This window comes from Streptomyces sp. NPDC048461 (genome assembly GCF_055587105.1).
Genome location: NZ_JBVJGW010000009.1, coordinates 97,958 through 113,766 on the forward strand (window position 1 = coordinate 97,958; position 15,809 = coordinate 113,766).

Here is a 15,809-nt window from a genome sequence, read left to right on the forward strand (position 1 = left end):
GGGCGGGGCAGGGATGCCGAGCGGAGACAACTGGCAGGGCGACGTCCTGCGCGACCTGGGGTCCGGCGCCGCGGCGCCCGGCGCCCGGCCGGCGTCGCAGGGCCCGGCCGGCCCACAGCCGCCGGCCGGCCCGCAGCCCCCGGCCGCCGCGCAGGCGCCGCAGGGCGCCGGCTTCCCGACCCGGGGGTCCGGCGACCCGGTCCACGGCGGCCCGCACCCGGTGCCCGCCGCGCCCGCGCCCGGCGGCCGGGAGTCCGCCCCGCCCCCCGGCGGCGCGCCGCAGCCCGCCCCGGGCCACGGGCACCCGCGGGCGGACCCCCTCGGCCACGCACCGCGGCGTCAGCCGGCCTCCCCGCAGGCCCGCACCCCCGACTCCCGGCCCGCGGTCGACAGGGACCTGGCCGGGGCGGGCCGCAAGCCCCGCCACGGTGAGCCCTTCGCCGCGCGCGCCGTACGCGCCGTACGGCGAATCGTTTCCTCATCCGTCGCCCACGAGGTCGCCGAAGCCACCCGGACCGCCGAGCTGCTCCAGCAGCCCGTCACCACCGGCCGCCAGATCGCCGTCACCTCCATCCGCGGCGGCGCCGGCAAGTCCACGGTCGCCGCCCTGCTCGGCACGACGTACGCCCACTACCGGCAGGACCCCGTCCTCTTCGTCGAGGCCGACCCCGCCCTCGGCTCCCTGCCCGTCCGCCTCGGCGCCGAGACCCTGCGCTGGACCACCGGCGACGTCGCGGACATCGTCGAACCCCAGATGTCGCTCCTCGACGTCACCGGCTACCTCGTCCAGCTCCGCGACAACGCCTGGCTGCTCCCCGGCAGCCAGGGACAGATCGGCGCGATGCTCGACACCCGGTCCTACGAGCGGGCCATGGTCGCGCTCCGCCGCTACTTCGGCGTGACCGTCGTCGACTGCGAGACCCTGCCCGCCGAGGTCGCCCGCGTCGCGCTCTCCGCCGCCCAGGCCCGCGTCCTCACCACCCCCGCGACCCTCGACGGCGTCGCCAGCACGTACGCGGTCCTCCAGTGGATGCGGGGGCTGCCCCCGCACATGATCGCCGGCACGGTCGTCGTGCTCACCGAGCAGACGCCGCACTCGGGGATCGACCTCGCCGAGGCGGCCCGCACCCTCAAGGCCGCCGGAACCACCGTCCACGTCCTGCCGTACGACCGGCACCTGGCGGCCGGCGGCCCCATCAGCCCCGAGCTGCTGGCCCGCTCGACCAGGCAGACCGCCACGCGGATCGCCGCGGACGCCTTCCAGCTCTCCCAGAAGCGCCACTGACCGACATGCCGAGCCCGACCGCGACTGACGGACGACGACGATGAGCACCCGACTGGTCCACCGCCCGGCCAGAACCATCAAGCCCCCGGCCGCCCCCGCCGCCCGCATCATCGAGGCCCCGCCCAACCTGCCCGAGGGCAAGGCGGGCAACATCGCCATGTCGCTGCTGCCGGTGGCCGGCGTCATGTCGTCCGTCGTGATGATGACGGTCGTCCGCAACAGCCAGTTCGCCGCTCTCGGCGCGCTGATCCTCGTCGTCACCATCGTCGGATCCCTCGCGCTCGTCTTCTCCCAGCGGGGCAAGGCCCAGCGGACGCGCCGCACGCAGCGCGAGGCCTACCTCGCCTACCTGGAGGACCTGCGCGAGGAGCTCACCGGCGAGGAGCGCGAGCGCGGTGAACGGGCCGACGTCCTCAACCCGTCGCCCCACGCCCTGTACGACATCGTCCGCGACCCGGCCCGGCTGTGGGAGCGCCGCCGCGTCGACGGCGACTTCCTGCGCGTGCGCGTCGGCACCGGCGAGATGCCCGTGCGCGACCTGCAGATCGGCCAGCAGAGCTCCACCGTCCTCACCCCGCCCGACCAGTTCATGCTCAACGAGGCGTCGGCGCTGACGGCCCGGTTCCGCAACGGCACCGAACTCCCGCTCACCGTCCCGCTCGACCGCGTCGGCAACATCAGCGTCATCGGCCCGCGCGAGGACTGCCTGCGCGTCGCCCGCGCCCTGCTCGTCCAGGCCGCCGCCCTGCACGCCCCCGACGACGTGGCGATCGCCCTGGCCGTCCCCGGGGACCGGCTCCCCGACTGGGACTGGGCCAAGTGGATGCCGCACCTCCTCGACACCGAGCAGCTCGACGGCCCCGTCGCCGCCCGCCGCATCGCCCCCTCCGTGGACCAGCTCGCCCGGCAGATCGGCCCGGACCTGCGTCGCCGCGCCTCCTACGCCGCCGAAGTGCGCCGCGGGCTGTCCGGCAGGGACGCCCTGGCCATGACGTCCCGCCTGCTCGTCGTGACCGACGGGCACGGCGAGGACGCCGCCGAACTGCCCCGCCCCGACGAGGCGGTCGGCCTGCGCGAGATGGGCACCACCGTCATCCACCTCCTGGAACAGCGGATCCAGGAACCGGGACACGTGGGCGTGCGCATCACCGCCGACGGGGACCGGCTGCTCATCGAGGACCTGCGCGAGGACCAGCCCATCAGCGCCCACGGGACCGTGGACGAAGTGGGCGTCCCCTTCGCCGAGGGCCTCGCCCGGATGCTCGCCCCCCTGCGCCTGTCCGCCGAATCCCTCGTCGACGCGCCCCTGTCCGGCCCCGTCGACTTCGCCGACCTGCTCGGCATCGACGACGTGGCCCGGCTGGACCTGGCGAGCCTGTGGGCCCCGCGCGGCGAACGCGCCTTCCTGCGCGTGCCCATCGGCATCAGCGACTCCCACGGGCCCGTGCTGCTGGACCTCAAGGAATCCTCCGAACTGGGCATGGGCCCCCACGGCCTGTGCGTCGGCGCCACCGGCTCCGGAAAGTCCGAGCTCCTGCGCACCCTGGTCCTCTCCCTGGTCGCCACGCACCCCCCGGAAGACCTCGCCCTGGTCCTCGTCGACTACAAGGGCGGCGCCACCTTCGCCCCGTTCGCGGACCTGCCGCACGTCGCGGGCGTCATCACCAACCTGGAGAACCAGGCCGGTCTCGTCGAGCGCGTCCACGCCTCCCTCGCCGGCGAGGTCAAGCGCCGCCAGCAGGTCCTGAAGGAAGCCGGCAACATCGCCGACATCGGTGACTACGCCGCGCTGCGCGCCGACCGCCGCCCCGACCTGGAACCGCTGCCGCACCTGTTCGTCGTCATCGACGAGTTCGGCGAACTGCTCACCGCGAAGCCGGACTTCATCGACCTGTTCCTGTCCATCGGCCGCATCGGCCGCTCCATCGGCGTCCACCTGCTGCTGTCCAGCCAGCGCATCGAGGGCGGCAAGCTCAAGGGCCTGGACACGTACCTCTCGTACCGGCTGGGCCTGCGCACGTTCTCCGCCGACGAGTCCCGCACGGTCCTGGACACCACCGACGCCTTCCACCTCCCGCCGCTGCCCGGCTTCGGCTACCTCAAGGTCGACACCAGCCACTACGAGCGGTTCAAGGCGAGCTACGTCTCGGGCGCCTACCGGGGCCCCGTACAGCGCGCCGAGGACGAGGACAGCGGACCCCTCGCCCTGGAGTACGAGGCCTTCAACACCCTGTCCAAGCCGGACACCACCGGAAGCCGGGAGCCCACCGCCCGGCGCCGCGAGACCGGACCGACCGAGATGGGCGTCATCGTCGAGCAGCTGCGCGCCGCCGCCGCTCCCGTACGCCGCATCTGGCTGCCCCCGCTGCCCGACGCGATCCCCCTGGACGAGGTCGCCGGCCCGCTCGACGTCGGCGCGCGCGGCATGCAGCTCACCAAGCGGCGCGGCCGGCTCACGGTACCGATGGGCCTGATCGACGACCCGACCAGGCAGCGGCAGGGCGAGTGGTACCTCGACCTCACCGTCGCGGGCGGCCACGCCGCCGTCATCGGCGGCCCGCAGTCCGGCAAGACCACCCTGCTGCGCACCCTCGTCCTGTCGCTCGCGCTCACCCACACCCCGCAGGAGGTCGGCGTCTACGGCCTCGACCTGGTCGGCGGCGGCCTCCAGGCCCTGGCCGGTCTGCCGCACGTCGGCGGAGTCGCGGGACGCGCCGACCGCGAGCGCGCGGCCCGCACCCTCGAAGAAGTGCGCACCATGCTCGCGACCCGCGAGGACCTCTTCCGGGAACACGGCATCGACTCCGTCGAGCAGCTGCGCGCACTGCACGCGGCCGGCCGGCTGCCCCGGCTCGCCTCCGCCGAGATCGTCCTCGTCATCGACGGCTTCGGCGCGCTGCGCGACGACTTCGAGGAGCTCGACGACGCCGTCGTCGACATCCTCAAGCGCGGCGGCGGCTACGGCATCCACGTCGTCGCGGGCATGCTCCGCTGGAACGACGTCCGCATCGCCACCCAGTCGAACTTCGGCACCCGCGTCGAACTGCGCCTCAACGACCCCAGCGAGTCCAGCGTCGACCGCAAACTGGCCGAGACCCTGTCCCCCGCCGAACCCGGCCGTGTCCTCACCGACGGCAAGCTCTTCGCGCAGGTGGCACTGCCCCGCACCGACGGGCTCCGCGACACCTCGGAACTCGGCGCGGTGCTGGAGCGCACCGCCGGTACCGTCCGGGCCACCTGGAGCGGAGAGACCGCCCAGCCGGTCCGCGTACTGCCGCACCTGCTGGAGCCCGCCCTGCTGCCGGGACCGGCGGCGGAGCCCGCGCGCGTGCCGATCGGCCTCGACCAGAACGGGCTGGCGCCCGTGCTCCTCGACCTGTTCCGGCACGACCAGCACCTGCTGGTCATGGGCGACAGCGAGTGCGGCAAGACGAACCTGCTCAAGACCATCGCCGCCGGCCTCATCGACCGCTACGGCGAGGAGGAACTGGTCTTCGCCATCATGGACCCGCGGCGGAGCCTGCGCGGCGTGGTCCCGGAGGAGTTCAACGGCGGCTACGCCTACAACGGCAAGATGTGCGCCGGGCTGGCCGCGGGCATCGCCACCGAACTGGAGCGCCGGCTGCCCGACGACAGCGCACCCCTGGACGACCTGGAACCCGGCAGCTGGGGCGGCGGCCCCCGGATCGTCGTGCTCGTCGACGACTACGACGTGCTCACCACCGCGGGACAGTCGCCGCTCGCCCCGTTCGTCCCGTACATCCCGGCGGCGATGGACATCGGCCTGCACTTCGTCCTGACGCGCCGCGTCGCGGGCGCCTCGCGCGGGATGTACGAACCCCTGGTACAGGGCCTGCGCGAGTCCGGCGCCTCGGCGATCGTCATGGCGGGAGACCGGGGCGAGGGCCAGCTGTTCCCGGGGGTGTACGCCTCCCAGCAGCCGGCCGGCCGCGGCGTCCTCGTCCGCAGGGGCCAGTCCAACCGCCTGATCCAGACCGTGTACACGTCGCCCGGGTGACACCCCTGGCACTCCCGGCCATCCCCTGCCGCCCCTCCCCGACACCGGACTGCGAAGGACCGTACGACCTCATGACCAAGGACGTCATCGCCCTCACCCCGCGGATGCCCGATCCGTGGGTGGTGCTCGCCGGCCTCCTCTCCGGGGGCCCCGACAAACTGGTGAACGCGGCGGGCGAGGGCGCGGTCGTACAGCTCTGCGACGAGCAGGGGCGGCCGCTGGTCTCGGTTGAGGCACCCCTGCTGGTCCAGGTCGAGGGGGAGGCCGAGCGGCTCCTCGGGGCCACCCCGCCGCGCGTTCCGTTCTGGTGGACGGAGGCGCGCGCCACCACCGGCGTACCCGACGCCGAGCGCCTCGCCGGAACCTTCGCGGCCCGGCTCGCCGATCTGGCGGGCGGGAGCGCATGGCCGCCGGAGGCGGCCGGCTCCCTGGGCGTGGTGCGGACCGACGGGGTCGGCGTCGCGCCCGCGCCCGCGGCGGCGCAGCCCGCCGTGGACGTACTGACCCCCAACGTCGCGGTGGTCATCATGGACCGCCCGGTCGTCGCCATGACGGCCTGGCTCTCCGACGCCTTCCGGGCCGCGGCGGCGGCCGAGCGGGGCCTGCAGGTCGTCACTCCGCCCGGGACGCCGATGTCGCCGGCGGTGCTGGCCAACATGCCGGACTGGCCGTCGCGGTGGGTCGTGCGGGACGAGCGTGACGGCTACTACGACGGGCTCTCGGGCGCGGTACTGCGCTGGCAGGAGGGTATGTTCGCCACCGTGGTGTCCGAGCACGCCACCGAGGACGACCCGCGGACCCCGGTGGCCGCCTCGTACCAGGAGGTCACGGAGACGGCCGAACGGCAGCTGGCCGTCACCTTCCGCACCGTCCACCCCGCGGACGACCGGCTGGTCCTCGGCGGCGCCCTGGAGACGGTGTGGCGCGAGCTGACCGGCGCGCCCCCGGCGGGCTGGGGCACGGCCGAGCCGGCCAACCTGCCGTGGTCGCCCGGCCGGCTGACCGACGTGGCCTTCGCCCGGGCACCCGAGCCGACCTGGTTCGTGGTGGTGGGCAGCCCCGAGCGGCCCGGCCTCGCCACGGTGCGGATCAGCCGTACGAAGGCGGGCGTCGAGGAGACCGTGACCCTGGCCCTCGGCTACGGCGCCGGCGAGGAACCACCGCTGGACGCCATGCCGCGCACGGCGGAGGCGCTCGTCACCCGGCACCGCCTCCAGTCGATGCTCGTACAACTCCGCAAAGCGCGCCGGGACCTGCTGGTACCGCCGCGCTTCGAGGGGCCGGGCGTGCCGCTCGCCTTCGTCCTGGGAGCGGAGGAGGTCCGGGCCATGCCCGACGACCGCGCCCGGCACACCCCGCTGGCCGCACAGCCGGTGCGACTGGGCCCCAAGTCCCGCCCCGCCTACTACTACGCGATGCCCGGGGACCCTTCGGACCTCTCGGGGTGGGCCGTCTTCGAGCGGCTCATGGGTCATCTGAAGGGGTCGTGAAGACCTCTGGGGGATTGTCATGGGTGAGTCACAACTGCGGCTTTGCCGGTTGCAGGCGCGACGCGGATTGACGAAGATGAACATACTTACGATCGATCGCATGTACGGGGGAGTGAGATGAAGTTCGACATGGGGACGCAGGTCCTGACGAACCTGATGTCCGGGTCGCGCAACTCCAATACGGACCTGGGGTCGCTGATCAAGCAGCTGGTGACCGCGGCGCAGCCGTTGGAGGGCAAGTTCCAGGGCCAGGGCAAGGTCGCGTTCGACTCGTTCAAGCTGCGCGCGGACGGGATCGCGAAGGAGCTGAACGCTTCGCTGGCGGCCATCCTGGGCGGCCAGTCGGGGATGGAGCAGGCCTTCGGCTCGGGTGACCAGGAGCAGGGCGAGAACGCCCGGCAGACGCAGGGTGCGGCGAACTTCGACGCCGCCCGCTTCCGCGGCCGCTGAGGCCGCCGCTCCTTCTTCTGTTGGTTCTTCTTCTGGTTCTTCTTCACGGGGAGTGTGGTTGTGGTGGCAGGTGGGACGGACCGTCGTGCGTACGACGTGGGTGCCTCGACGGAGGTACAGGGCGGCATCAAGGCCGTGATCGGCCAGCTGGAGCAGGTCATCGCGGCACGTGAGGCGCAGGTCGCCTCGGCGATGGCGGACTTCGCGGCGGACGGTGTGGCGGACGACTACCACGCCAAGGAGCTGCGGTGGAAGAACGCCTCGCAGGAGGTCAAGAACATCATCCAGCTGCTGAACACGACGCTGGAGAAGAACGACGCGACGGCGCACCAGACGCTGCAGCGGGCGAAGGCCGCGGTCGACAACATCGGCTGAACGAGCCGGGAACGCGGGACGGTTGGTCGGGGTAGTACGGGGGTTCGCTGATGACGTCGTGGGACATCAAGCCGCAGGGTGTGCAGGGCCAGTTGAAGACCGTCGGCACGCATGCCGGTGAGCTGGAGAAGGCGCTCAACGCCCTGCTCACGGCCATGTCGGAGGCGGCGCAGGCCGCGGGGACGGCCGTGCCCGGTTCGCAGGCGGAGACCAAGCTGGCAGGGCCGGTGCCGGTCGGCCAGCCGCATCTGAGCCAGAAGGCGATGGGCCCGGTCGCGGCCGCGCTCGGTGAGTACCTGACGGCCCGCAAGCCGGAGTTCAAGTCGATGGCGGAGCGGATCGAGGCCTGCGTCCTCGGTGCGGTGAAGGCGACGAACGAGTACCTGGAAGGCGACCTGGAGCAGGCCAAGGCCGCCCAGGACGCGGCCAGGGCCGTCAACCTCGACGTCCTGCGCGAGAAGCCGGGGGGCAAGAAGTGAGCGGGAACGCGCCGGTCGACCCGGCCGAGGTGCCGGTCTTCACGGGAAACCTGGCCGTGCTGGACGCGAAGGTCAAGGCCATCTCGTCGGGCGGGGCCGCGGTCGCGACGAAGACCTCGGACGTCCACACCAGCTTCGGCGGCCTCCAGGCCTTCTACCAGGCCCCGGAAGCCGACCAGCTGTTCGCGACGACCAAGCCCGTCTCCGACCTCGGGCTCAAGCTCAGCTCCGACATGTGCACGATCGCCGGCGCGCTGGGCACGTACTCGCGCGACGCCGCGCCGATCGTCAAGAAGCTGGAGACCCTGAAGGCGGAGGCGCAGGCCTTCCGCACGGAGACGGACAAGGACGAGAAGTGGCGTGAGGACGGCGATCTGATCGACGAGAACCTCGAACGCCGCAACAAGATCGCCGAAGTCTGGGCCGAGTTCCAGGAAGTGGAGCGGGCCGCCTACGGAAAGATCGTCGCCCTGGTCGGCGGGAAGCCGCTGAAGGTCAACGACGGCTCCAACGGCAAGGACATGTACGGCTACGACGCCGAGGCGATGAAGCAGTCCAAGTCCCTGCCCTGGGGCGACGCGGTCGAGGAGTCCATCCCCGCCTGGCAGGTGTGGGAGCACGCCTGGGAGTTCGGCAAGGGCATCATCGTCGACGGCGTCTGGGGCACCCTCAAGGGCCTCGGCGGTCTGGTGGGGCTCCAGGGCTGGGACGTGTTCAAGCAGTCCTGGACCGGCCTGGCCAAGCTGGGTACCGGCCTCGCCATCATGTCGGTCCCCGGCGTGGGCCCCCTCTTCCTCGCCGCCCCCGACGACAAGCTCCCGTCCTGGCTCCGCGACTCCCGCACCGCCATGAAGGAGACCGGCAAGGCCCTCCTGGCCTGGGACCAGTGGGGCTCCAACCCGTCCCGTGCCGCGGGCGCGGTGACCTTCAACGTCCTGACCACGGTGTTCACCGGCGGCGCGGGCGGTGCGGTCTCGGGCGCCGGCAAGGCGGGCGCGGTCGCCAAGACCCTGTCGTTCGCCGGCAAGGCGGGCCGGGCGATCGACCCGATGACGTACATGTTCAAGGGCGCCGGGGCCGGGTTCGCCAAGATCGGCGACGTGATGGCCGGCCTCAAGGGCGCCGGCAAGTTCGAGGTCCCCAGCATCAACCTGGACGGCGCGGTCGCCCTCCCCGACGGCGCGGTGCTGCTGCCGGACGGCGCGATCCACCTCCCGGCCGGCGCGACGGTCCCCGAAGGCGCGACGAAGCTCGCGGACGGCACCGTCAAGCTGCCCGAGGGCACGACGACCCTCCCGCCCGGCACGGTCAAGCTCCCGACGCCCGACGGGCCGCGGTTCATGGACCTCGACGGCAACATCTACAAGGCCGACGGTTCCCTGGAGCAGAGCGGAAAGGCCGCCAAGCAGGAGAACGTGCCGGACGCGGACGCGAACACCCCCCGCGTCGAGGCCCCGAAGCCGGACGCCCCGGCCACCGCCAGGGTCCCGGAGCGCGAACTGGTCGGCGTCGGCGCCCGCGGCACCGACGACGTCGTCCGCCTCGGCTCCGACACCTCTCCCCCGGTCGGTGCGGCCGACGACCTCCCGAGCACCCGCCCGGACACCTCCCCTGGCGGCAGTGCGAACGACTTGGGCAAGGGTCCCTCCGCGAGCCACGACTCCCCGACCGGTGGCCAGGGTGACACCACCTCCAGCGGTGGGGGGCACCCGGACGGTTCGGGAGGCACGGGCCACACAGACGGCCCCTCCACAGGCTCCGGCCACGGCGAGAGCGCGCCGTCCGGCACGGGCCACACCCCGGGCCCCCACCCGGAAACCGCCCCTGGCGGCAACAGCGGAAGCCCGTCCGGTGCGGGTGAAGGCCCAGACGGTGTCGGGCACGACGGCCCTCCCCCGGCCGACCTCCCCGAGTCGCCGCTCGGACCCGCCCCGGCGCTGACTCCGGAAGATCAGGCTGCGCACGCCCAGCACCTGGAAGGCGTCGAGCAACGGCATACGGACGACTTCGATCAGATGAAGCAGGACCCCGACCACAAGGGGAAGGTGAAGCCCTCCGAGATGGACGAGGCCCGCCTCGCCCTCGACATGCGTGAGCGGGGAACCCTCCCGGCCGACATCCAGCGACCGCCCGGGGCGAACCAGGGCGATCTTTATTCGCCCGGCTCAGGCGAGTTTTATGACATCAAGGGCGTGCACTCCGACTGGCCACCGCTCAACAACGTCCGTGACAAGTCACTTCCGTTCAAGGGAGCGTACAATCCGGCGGACAATCAGGGATGGACCCGGAAGCTGAGGGACCAGATCGAAGTCAAGGGTCGCATCGTCATTCTCGACACGCGAAATGCCAACCAAGCCGCGATCAATGACCTCGAAGCCATAGTGAAACAGAACGGTTGGAGTGATCGCATTGTCTGGTATCCGTAACGATGGACGCAGCGTGAAGACGCTCCCAGCCGATGCGCAAGCCACTGCCGTACTGAACGAGTGGGCTGCGGAGAGCGATTCCCTGCTGGATGTCGCTGGGCTCGATCTGAGTGGAGCTGATATCTCGGGTGCCGATCTCGCCAACGGGCTGTTCACGGAGTCCGTCCTCCGCGACGTGAACTTGTCCGGGGCTGATCTGTATCGATCCCACCTGGAGGGGGCCGAGCTCGATGGGGCGAACCTTTCCGGAGCCACGCTCGTAAAGGCCGTCCTGGATGGATCTTCTCTGGGCCGCGCGAATTTGGACCGAGCCGACCTCGGAAGTGCGGAAATGTGGTCGGTCGATGCTCGCGGAGCATCCTTCCGACACGCGAAACTCGATGGGGCCGGATTGCTCGACGTAAAACTTCAAGGCGCGGACCTGTCGAACGCGAGTGTCAAACAAACCTCATTTCAAGTCGCCATGGATGAACAGACGGTAGTGCTGGGGCTCACAGGGACGGTGTTCGGTCCGGCTTCGGTCGTCGAAGGGGAAGAGCTGCGGGAGATCACCGGAGCCGATCTCGAATTCTGGCTGAACAGCCGGGGTGCACACGTTCAGGTCCTGCCTCCTCAACGACCCCAAGGTCAGTGACTCCGCTATGGGGACTGCCCCAAGCGACGACCGGATGTCATCCGTCACACTGAGTCACTTTCGCGCGATGGAATAGACTGCCGAGTGGGACCATGCGTTCGGGCACGTGATGTCGTGGCGCCTGTTGATGCGTGAGTATCTCCGGCGGGCGGCCATGTGGGCCCAGGCGTGTTTCGCCGAGAGCACATGGCCCTTCTCTGACATCACGGAGCACGTGGAACCCGCATTCCGACTGTCGCCGGAGCTTTCCGCGGAACTCGAGAATTCCTGCGTACCGTTCCGTGCGGCGTCCTTCAGCGCACCCGTGCGGGTGCCGTGCGCCTGGCAGAGCTCCGCGCACAGAATCCGGCCTCGTACTGCGTCATCCCCGACCTCTACGAGCCGCTAGTCCTCTTCTACGAAAGGGATGGAGAGTTCATGGTGGACAACGCAGGCGGCCTCGATCTGACGGGCGTGACGTTCCGCCCCGGCACCGCACAGGGCAACCTCGGCACTCCGCTTCTGCGGGCACTGAGCCAGACCGTGCTTGATGCCGTGGACGCCAAGGGGCGCGTCTCGTCCTCCACCTCGGCCGACGGCCAGGGGCCACTCCTCAGGCACCGCGTGCTGCGAGTCGAGCAGTTCGACGAGCTGTTCACCCGGAACCTGCACTGGAAGCCGGCAGGCCGGATCCCGGGTTCCGAAGTGGAGACGGTTGCCACCGGACTGGTCCAGCTCAACGAGATCGCACCGGCCAACCTCAGGTGGGGTTCACGACGTTCTCCGATGCCTGGATGCCGTTCGATCTGCGGGGGCACGAGCAAGAGGCCGTGTTCGCCGCGAACCGGCCCCGCCTGGCTTCGGCCTTGGCGGAGATCCCCTACCGCAACGGAATCTTCAGTCAGACCCCGAAGTTCTCAGCCGGGTACGAGCGGCAGACGTCCGGCCCCGTCCGATACGTGCCTGTACTCGGTGAACCGGGAGTGCTGGGGTTCCTGTGGGCATCGGACACCGACGGCGCGGCGAGCTTCGAGGCACGCGATGAGGCCGACCTGGAGGCTTACAGGGCCGGCCTGGTCTGGCTGGACCGACTACAGGAGGCGTACGACCGGGGCCTTCTCCCCAGCGTCGCGCTGGCCGAGCTGATGGAGCATCCAGGGGACCCCGTCTCCGGGCAGGCAGGTTCGGCTGAGCTGACCGAGGTCGACGAGTTCTGGAAGCTCCGGGAACTGGCGCAGTCGTGACGAGCCCGGCCCATGCGGCAAGTTCGTCACGTGGAGGGCACTTGACCGTGGTCGTGCCTCGCCAGGACTATCCGACGGACAAGATGGCGGCGGTGGTTCCCGTCATGGAGAAGTCACTGTCCGAATCGCTGGAGAGGATCGAGACCTCCCACAACTCCAGGGCGGATGCCGTCATGGAGTCGCTGAACGTCGCCCTCGTCCGCACGGTCGGGGACCCCGGCGCCGTCATGCTGGAGACGTGGGAGTCCTGGCTGCTGGCCATGCAGGTGCACTCGGCCGTCTTCGCCGCCACCGCTTCCGACCTGGAAATGGTCAACTGCAAGATCCGGCAGGAGGAACGCCGCCTCGCCACCACCGGACCGCAGACCTACCTCAACGCGAACACCTGGCTCGATGCCTTCTACCTCGCGATGATCTGCCGTGAGGCAGCCCGACTCGACATGCTGGCCCGGATCCCGGTGTCCCTGCTGCGCGACTTCGGCGGCGCCCTGGACGAGTACACCTACGCCTGGGTGGAGACCCTCCAGAGCTTCTGGCTCCACCGGGACGACCTGCGCACGCACCTGATCCGCGCCGTCGACCTGAGCGCTCCCGAGCAGGCCCGCGTCGTCGACGCGGAGGAGATGAGCAAGCTCCGCTACCCGCCGATCATCATGCTCTACCACTACCTGCGGAACGACCTCGCCGGCTTCAACGAAGCCCTGGCCGACGCCGTCCGCTGGCACAAGGAGTACTGGACCGCCGACGAGGACCGCGCCTCGAACATCCTGGGAGTCGTAGCCCTGGCCCCCCTGGCGATCGCCTGCCTGGCGAAGGCCAACGGCGTCACGGTCGAGATCGAGTCCGGCTACCTGCCCGAAGCCCTCCTCGACTTCGCCTGGCGCGGCGAGTTCGACGCGTAACCACGCAAGACCGCGGACAGCACGCCCCCGGCCCCACAACGCACGTAAGGCACCCATGACCACCGCCGTCCCCCGCCACCCGTTCCGCACGGACGACGCGGCCGTGGCCACGGCCCCGGTCGTCGCGTCGGCCCGGGAAGCGGTCGAGGGGATCGAGACCTCCGAGGACGATCGCTACGACGCGCCAGCGCTGACGCTCTCCGCGGCCAAGTGGCGCTGCCTCCACGACCCCGTGGCGGGGGACCTGGAGACCTGGGAGTCGTGGATCCTGGCCATGCAGGTGGGTCCGGCGCTGTTCGCCGCCGGGACCGCGCAGGAGGGGCCGGTCGCCTGCCGCGTCGGAACCTTGGACGAGATCCGCAGGCTGCCGGCGACCGGCCCGCAGGAGTACCTGCATGCCGGGAACTGGCTGACCGCCTTCTACCTTGCGCTGATCTGCCGCGAGAACGACCGGCTGAACCAGCTGGCGCAGGTGCCGGTGGAGTTCCTGCGCGCCTCCGGCGCCGAGTTCGACGAGTACGTATACGCCTGGATCGAGACCCTGCAGCACTTCTGGTTCGGGCGCTCGGAGGTGTGGGACACCCTGGTCACCGCCGTGCAGGGCACTGCACCGGAGCGCGCGCCGATCGCGGGCTCCGAGCTGATGCTGAAGATCCTTTACCCCCCGCTCGAGCTCTTCCAGCTGTACTTGCGGCGTGAGGACCAGGCCTTCAACGACTCCTTGGTGAATGCTCTGAACTGGCACAAGGAGTACTGGACCGCCGATGAGGCTCGCTCCCTGAGTGGTGACGGCCTCGTCGCCCTGGCTCCGCTGGCCATGGCATGCCTGGCGTACGACGTCGACTTGGTGTTCACGGTCGAGTCCGAGTACCTGCCCAAGCACCTGCTCAAGCGCACCTGGGTCGGCGAGTTCGCGACGTGACGGCAAGGGTGGTGCGGCACTCCGTTCCCGCGGTCGACGAGCAGGTCACCGAGCATCTGGCGGACGCGTTCGAGACCAGCATCCGGAATCTGGATGCCTCGCCCACGACGGTGGGCGCGGCGCTGAACGAGGCACTCCGGCTGGTTCAGGCGCACCAGGCCCTCAACCCCCGCGCCAACCGCTTCGCCACGTGGGACGCCACCGTCTCCGCGATGCAGGTGGGTACGGCGGCCTTCGCAGCCGCCTCGGTCACCGACGGCGCGATCGAAGCGCGCATCGCGCACGAAGTACGGACCTTCAAGGCCACGGGCCCCCAGCCCCATGCGAACGCCGGCAACTGGCTGGCCGTTCTCTGGTTCGTCATCATCTGCCGGGACCAGCCCCGCATGGACGCGATGTGCCGGGTCCCGCTCGATCTCCTCCGGTCGTCCGGCGCCGAGGGCGACGCGTACGTCCACCACTGGGTGGACGCCCTCCAGACGTACTGGCGCGAACAGCCGGGCCTGCCGGAGAAGCTCACGTCGGCCATCGAGCAGTCCCACCCGGACATCGCCACGATCGCGCCGCGCGATCTGCTCCAGTGCGTGCTGTACCCGCCGGTCCACCTCTTCCACCAGTTCCTGCGCAACGACCACGACGGGTTCAACCAGGCGCTCGCGGAGGCTCTGGAGCTCCACAGGGCGTACTGGAGCACACCGGAACGCTCGGGAGACCTCGCGGGCTTCCTGGCCCTCGGACCGCTCGCGATCGCCTGCCTCGCGCACGACGCGGGCTTCCCCATCGAGGTCGAGTCCGACTACCTCCCCGTCCGCCTCCTGGACCGCTCCTGGGTGGGCGAGTTCGACACCTGAGCGCGGGACGTCCTCGTAGCGGCGGAGGACGGAAAGCGTGCCGGCGTCGAGCCCGGCGACCTCACAGCACGCCAAGGAGAATCGCGTTGACACCGACCGTTGCCCGCCAACCCTTTCCCACGGGCCACGCGGAAGAGGCATCGCCGTGCTCCAGGAGGACGCAGAGGAGCTGATCGAGGGTCGGGAAACGCTCCACCGGACTGGGCGACGCCCTGCACACCACGCTCACCCTCGCCAACGGCCACTGCCTTCTGGACCCGAGAGCCGCGGCCTTCCCCACGTGGGACGCCTGGGTCACCGCCATGCAGGTCAGCTCGGCCGCGTTCGCGGCAGCCGGCTCCGCCGGGGAAACCGTCCGGTGCCGCATCGCTCACAAGGACCGTACGCTCGCTGCCACCGGCCCGCAGTGGTACGTGACGGCGGACAACGGGCTCACCGGCACCGCCCCGGAGGCCGCCCGCGGCATCTCGGTCGAGATCGAGCCCGAGTACCTCCCCGCCACCCTCCTGGGTCGCAACCGGCTCGGCGAGTTCCCCACGGAGGAGGCGCACCGCGTGACGATCCCGGCGCACCGCTCGGACCGGGCAACGTCCCCGCACTGGCCGCAGAACATGAAAAAGCCCCAGGTCACGGCGAGTGAGTCCTGGGGCTGATCCGAGCCGCCTTCGGGATTCGAACCCGAGACCTACGCATTACGAGTGCGTTGCTCTGGCCAACTGAGCTAAGGCGGCACCGCTGGTCAGACAAGTATTCC

General features: G+C 70.9%; 13 protein-coding genes and 1 tRNA gene. 13 read left to right on the forward strand and 1 reads right to left on the reverse strand.

The genetic code is table 11. From position 1 onward, the window contains the following. Positions 1-13: 13 nt before the first annotated feature. From ACZ6S8_RS17660 to ACZ6S8_RS17720, 13 genes are all read left to right on the forward strand, one after another. Positions 14-1,285: a MinD/ParA family ATP-binding protein gene (locus ACZ6S8_RS17660; RefSeq protein WP_469456682.1), complete on the forward strand. Its 1,272-nt coding sequence runs from the start codon at positions 14-16 to the stop codon at positions 1,283-1,285. A 40-nt stretch (positions 1,286-1,325) separates the two neighbouring features. Further along, positions 1,326-5,303 carry a type VII secretion protein EccCa gene (gene eccCa / locus ACZ6S8_RS17665; RefSeq protein WP_469456684.1) on the forward strand — a complete coding sequence of 1,326 codons (3,978 nt, stop codon included), beginning with the start codon at positions 1,326-1,328 and terminating at the stop codon, positions 5,301-5,303. Positions 5,304-5,374: 71 nt separating this feature from the next. Beyond that, positions 5,375-6,793 carry a DUF6177 family protein gene (locus ACZ6S8_RS17670; protein ID WP_469456686.1) on the forward strand — a complete coding sequence of 473 codons (1,419 nt, stop codon included), beginning with the start codon at positions 5,375-5,377 and terminating at the stop codon, positions 6,791-6,793. Positions 6,794-6,910: 117 nt separating this feature from the next. Next, positions 6,911-7,243, forward strand: coding sequence for a hypothetical protein (locus ACZ6S8_RS17675; protein ID WP_267723108.1), 333 nt, complete (start codon positions 6,911-6,913; stop codon positions 7,241-7,243). A 63-nt stretch (positions 7,244-7,306) separates the two neighbouring features. Continuing rightward, a complete protein-coding gene (locus tag ACZ6S8_RS17680; RefSeq protein WP_267843840.1) occupies positions 7,307-7,618 on the forward strand; it encodes a pore-forming ESAT-6 family protein in 312 nt (103 codons plus the stop codon). A gap of 50 nt (positions 7,619-7,668) precedes the next feature. Further along, the gene (locus ACZ6S8_RS17685) at positions 7,669-8,097 is read left to right on the forward strand and encodes a DUF6507 family protein (RefSeq protein WP_469456689.1); all 429 of its coding nucleotides are present in this window, start codon (positions 7,669-7,671) and stop codon (positions 8,095-8,097) included. Continuing rightward, positions 8,094-10,523 (forward strand): hypothetical protein, encoded by a 2,430-nt coding sequence (locus ACZ6S8_RS17690; protein WP_469456691.1) that lies wholly within the window; start codon positions 8,094-8,096, stop codon positions 10,521-10,523. The genes ACZ6S8_RS17685 and ACZ6S8_RS17690 overlap by 4 nt, the downstream gene beginning before the upstream one ends. 13 nt (positions 10,524-10,536) lie before the next feature. Beyond that, positions 10,537-11,157 (forward strand): pentapeptide repeat-containing protein, encoded by a 621-nt coding sequence (locus ACZ6S8_RS17695; protein WP_469456693.1) that lies wholly within the window; start codon positions 10,537-10,539, stop codon positions 11,155-11,157. 773 nt (positions 11,158-11,930) lie between these two features. Then, positions 11,931-12,380, forward strand: a complete 450-nt coding sequence (locus tag ACZ6S8_RS17700; RefSeq protein WP_469456695.1) for a hypothetical protein — start codon at positions 11,931-11,933, stop codon at positions 12,378-12,380. Positions 12,381-12,427: 47 nt separating this feature from the next. After that, positions 12,428-13,282 carry an immunity 49 family protein gene (locus ACZ6S8_RS17705; RefSeq protein ID WP_469456986.1) on the forward strand — a complete coding sequence of 285 codons (855 nt, stop codon included), beginning with the start codon at positions 12,428-12,430 and terminating at the stop codon, positions 13,280-13,282. A 55-nt stretch (positions 13,283-13,337) separates the two neighbouring features. Beyond that, a complete protein-coding gene (locus ACZ6S8_RS17710; RefSeq protein WP_469456697.1) occupies positions 13,338-14,204 on the forward strand; it encodes an immunity 49 family protein in 867 nt (288 codons plus the stop codon). Next, positions 14,201-15,055 (forward strand): immunity 49 family protein, encoded by an 855-nt coding sequence (locus tag ACZ6S8_RS17715; protein WP_469456698.1) that lies wholly within the window; start codon positions 14,201-14,203, stop codon positions 15,053-15,055. Before ACZ6S8_RS17710 ends, ACZ6S8_RS17715 begins: the two co-directional genes overlap by 4 nt. A gap of 302 nt (positions 15,056-15,357) precedes the next feature. Next, complete coding sequence (locus tag ACZ6S8_RS17720; RefSeq protein ID WP_469456700.1) at positions 15,358-15,708, forward strand: hypothetical protein; 351 nt, start codon at positions 15,358-15,360, stop codon at positions 15,706-15,708. Between the two features lie 4 nt (positions 15,709-15,712). Here ACZ6S8_RS17720 and ACZ6S8_RS17725 read toward each other — a convergent pair. Then, positions 15,713-15,786, reverse strand: a tRNA-Thr gene (locus ACZ6S8_RS17725). Positions 15,787-15,809: the final 23 nt, after the last annotated feature.

What these genes read in the sequence shown, in the direction of transcription:
- ACZ6S8_RS17720 (WP_469456700.1), top strand. Translation starts at nt 15,358, where the DNA reads ATGCAGGTCAGCTCGGCCGCGTTCGCGGCAGCCGGCTCCGCCGGGGAA.
- ACZ6S8_RS17660 (WP_469456682.1), top strand. Translation starts at nt 14, where the DNA reads ATGCCGAGCGGAGACAACTGGCAGGGCGACGTCCTGCGCGACCTGGGG.
- ACZ6S8_RS17685 (WP_469456689.1), top strand. Translation starts at nt 7,669, where the DNA reads ATGACGTCGTGGGACATCAAGCCGCAGGGTGTGCAGGGCCAGTTGAAG.
- ACZ6S8_RS17700 (WP_469456695.1), top strand. Translation starts at nt 11,931, where the DNA reads ATGCCGTTCGATCTGCGGGGGCACGAGCAAGAGGCCGTGTTCGCCGCG.
- eccCa (WP_469456684.1), top strand. Translation starts at nt 1,326, where the DNA reads ATGAGCACCCGACTGGTCCACCGCCCGGCCAGAACCATCAAGCCCCCG.
- ACZ6S8_RS17670 (WP_469456686.1), top strand. Translation starts at nt 5,375, where the DNA reads ATGACCAAGGACGTCATCGCCCTCACCCCGCGGATGCCCGATCCGTGG.
- ACZ6S8_RS17675 (WP_267723108.1), top strand. Translation starts at nt 6,911, where the DNA reads ATGAAGTTCGACATGGGGACGCAGGTCCTGACGAACCTGATGTCCGGG.
- ACZ6S8_RS17710 (WP_469456697.1), top strand. Translation starts at nt 13,338, where the DNA reads ATGACCACCGCCGTCCCCCGCCACCCGTTCCGCACGGACGACGCGGCC.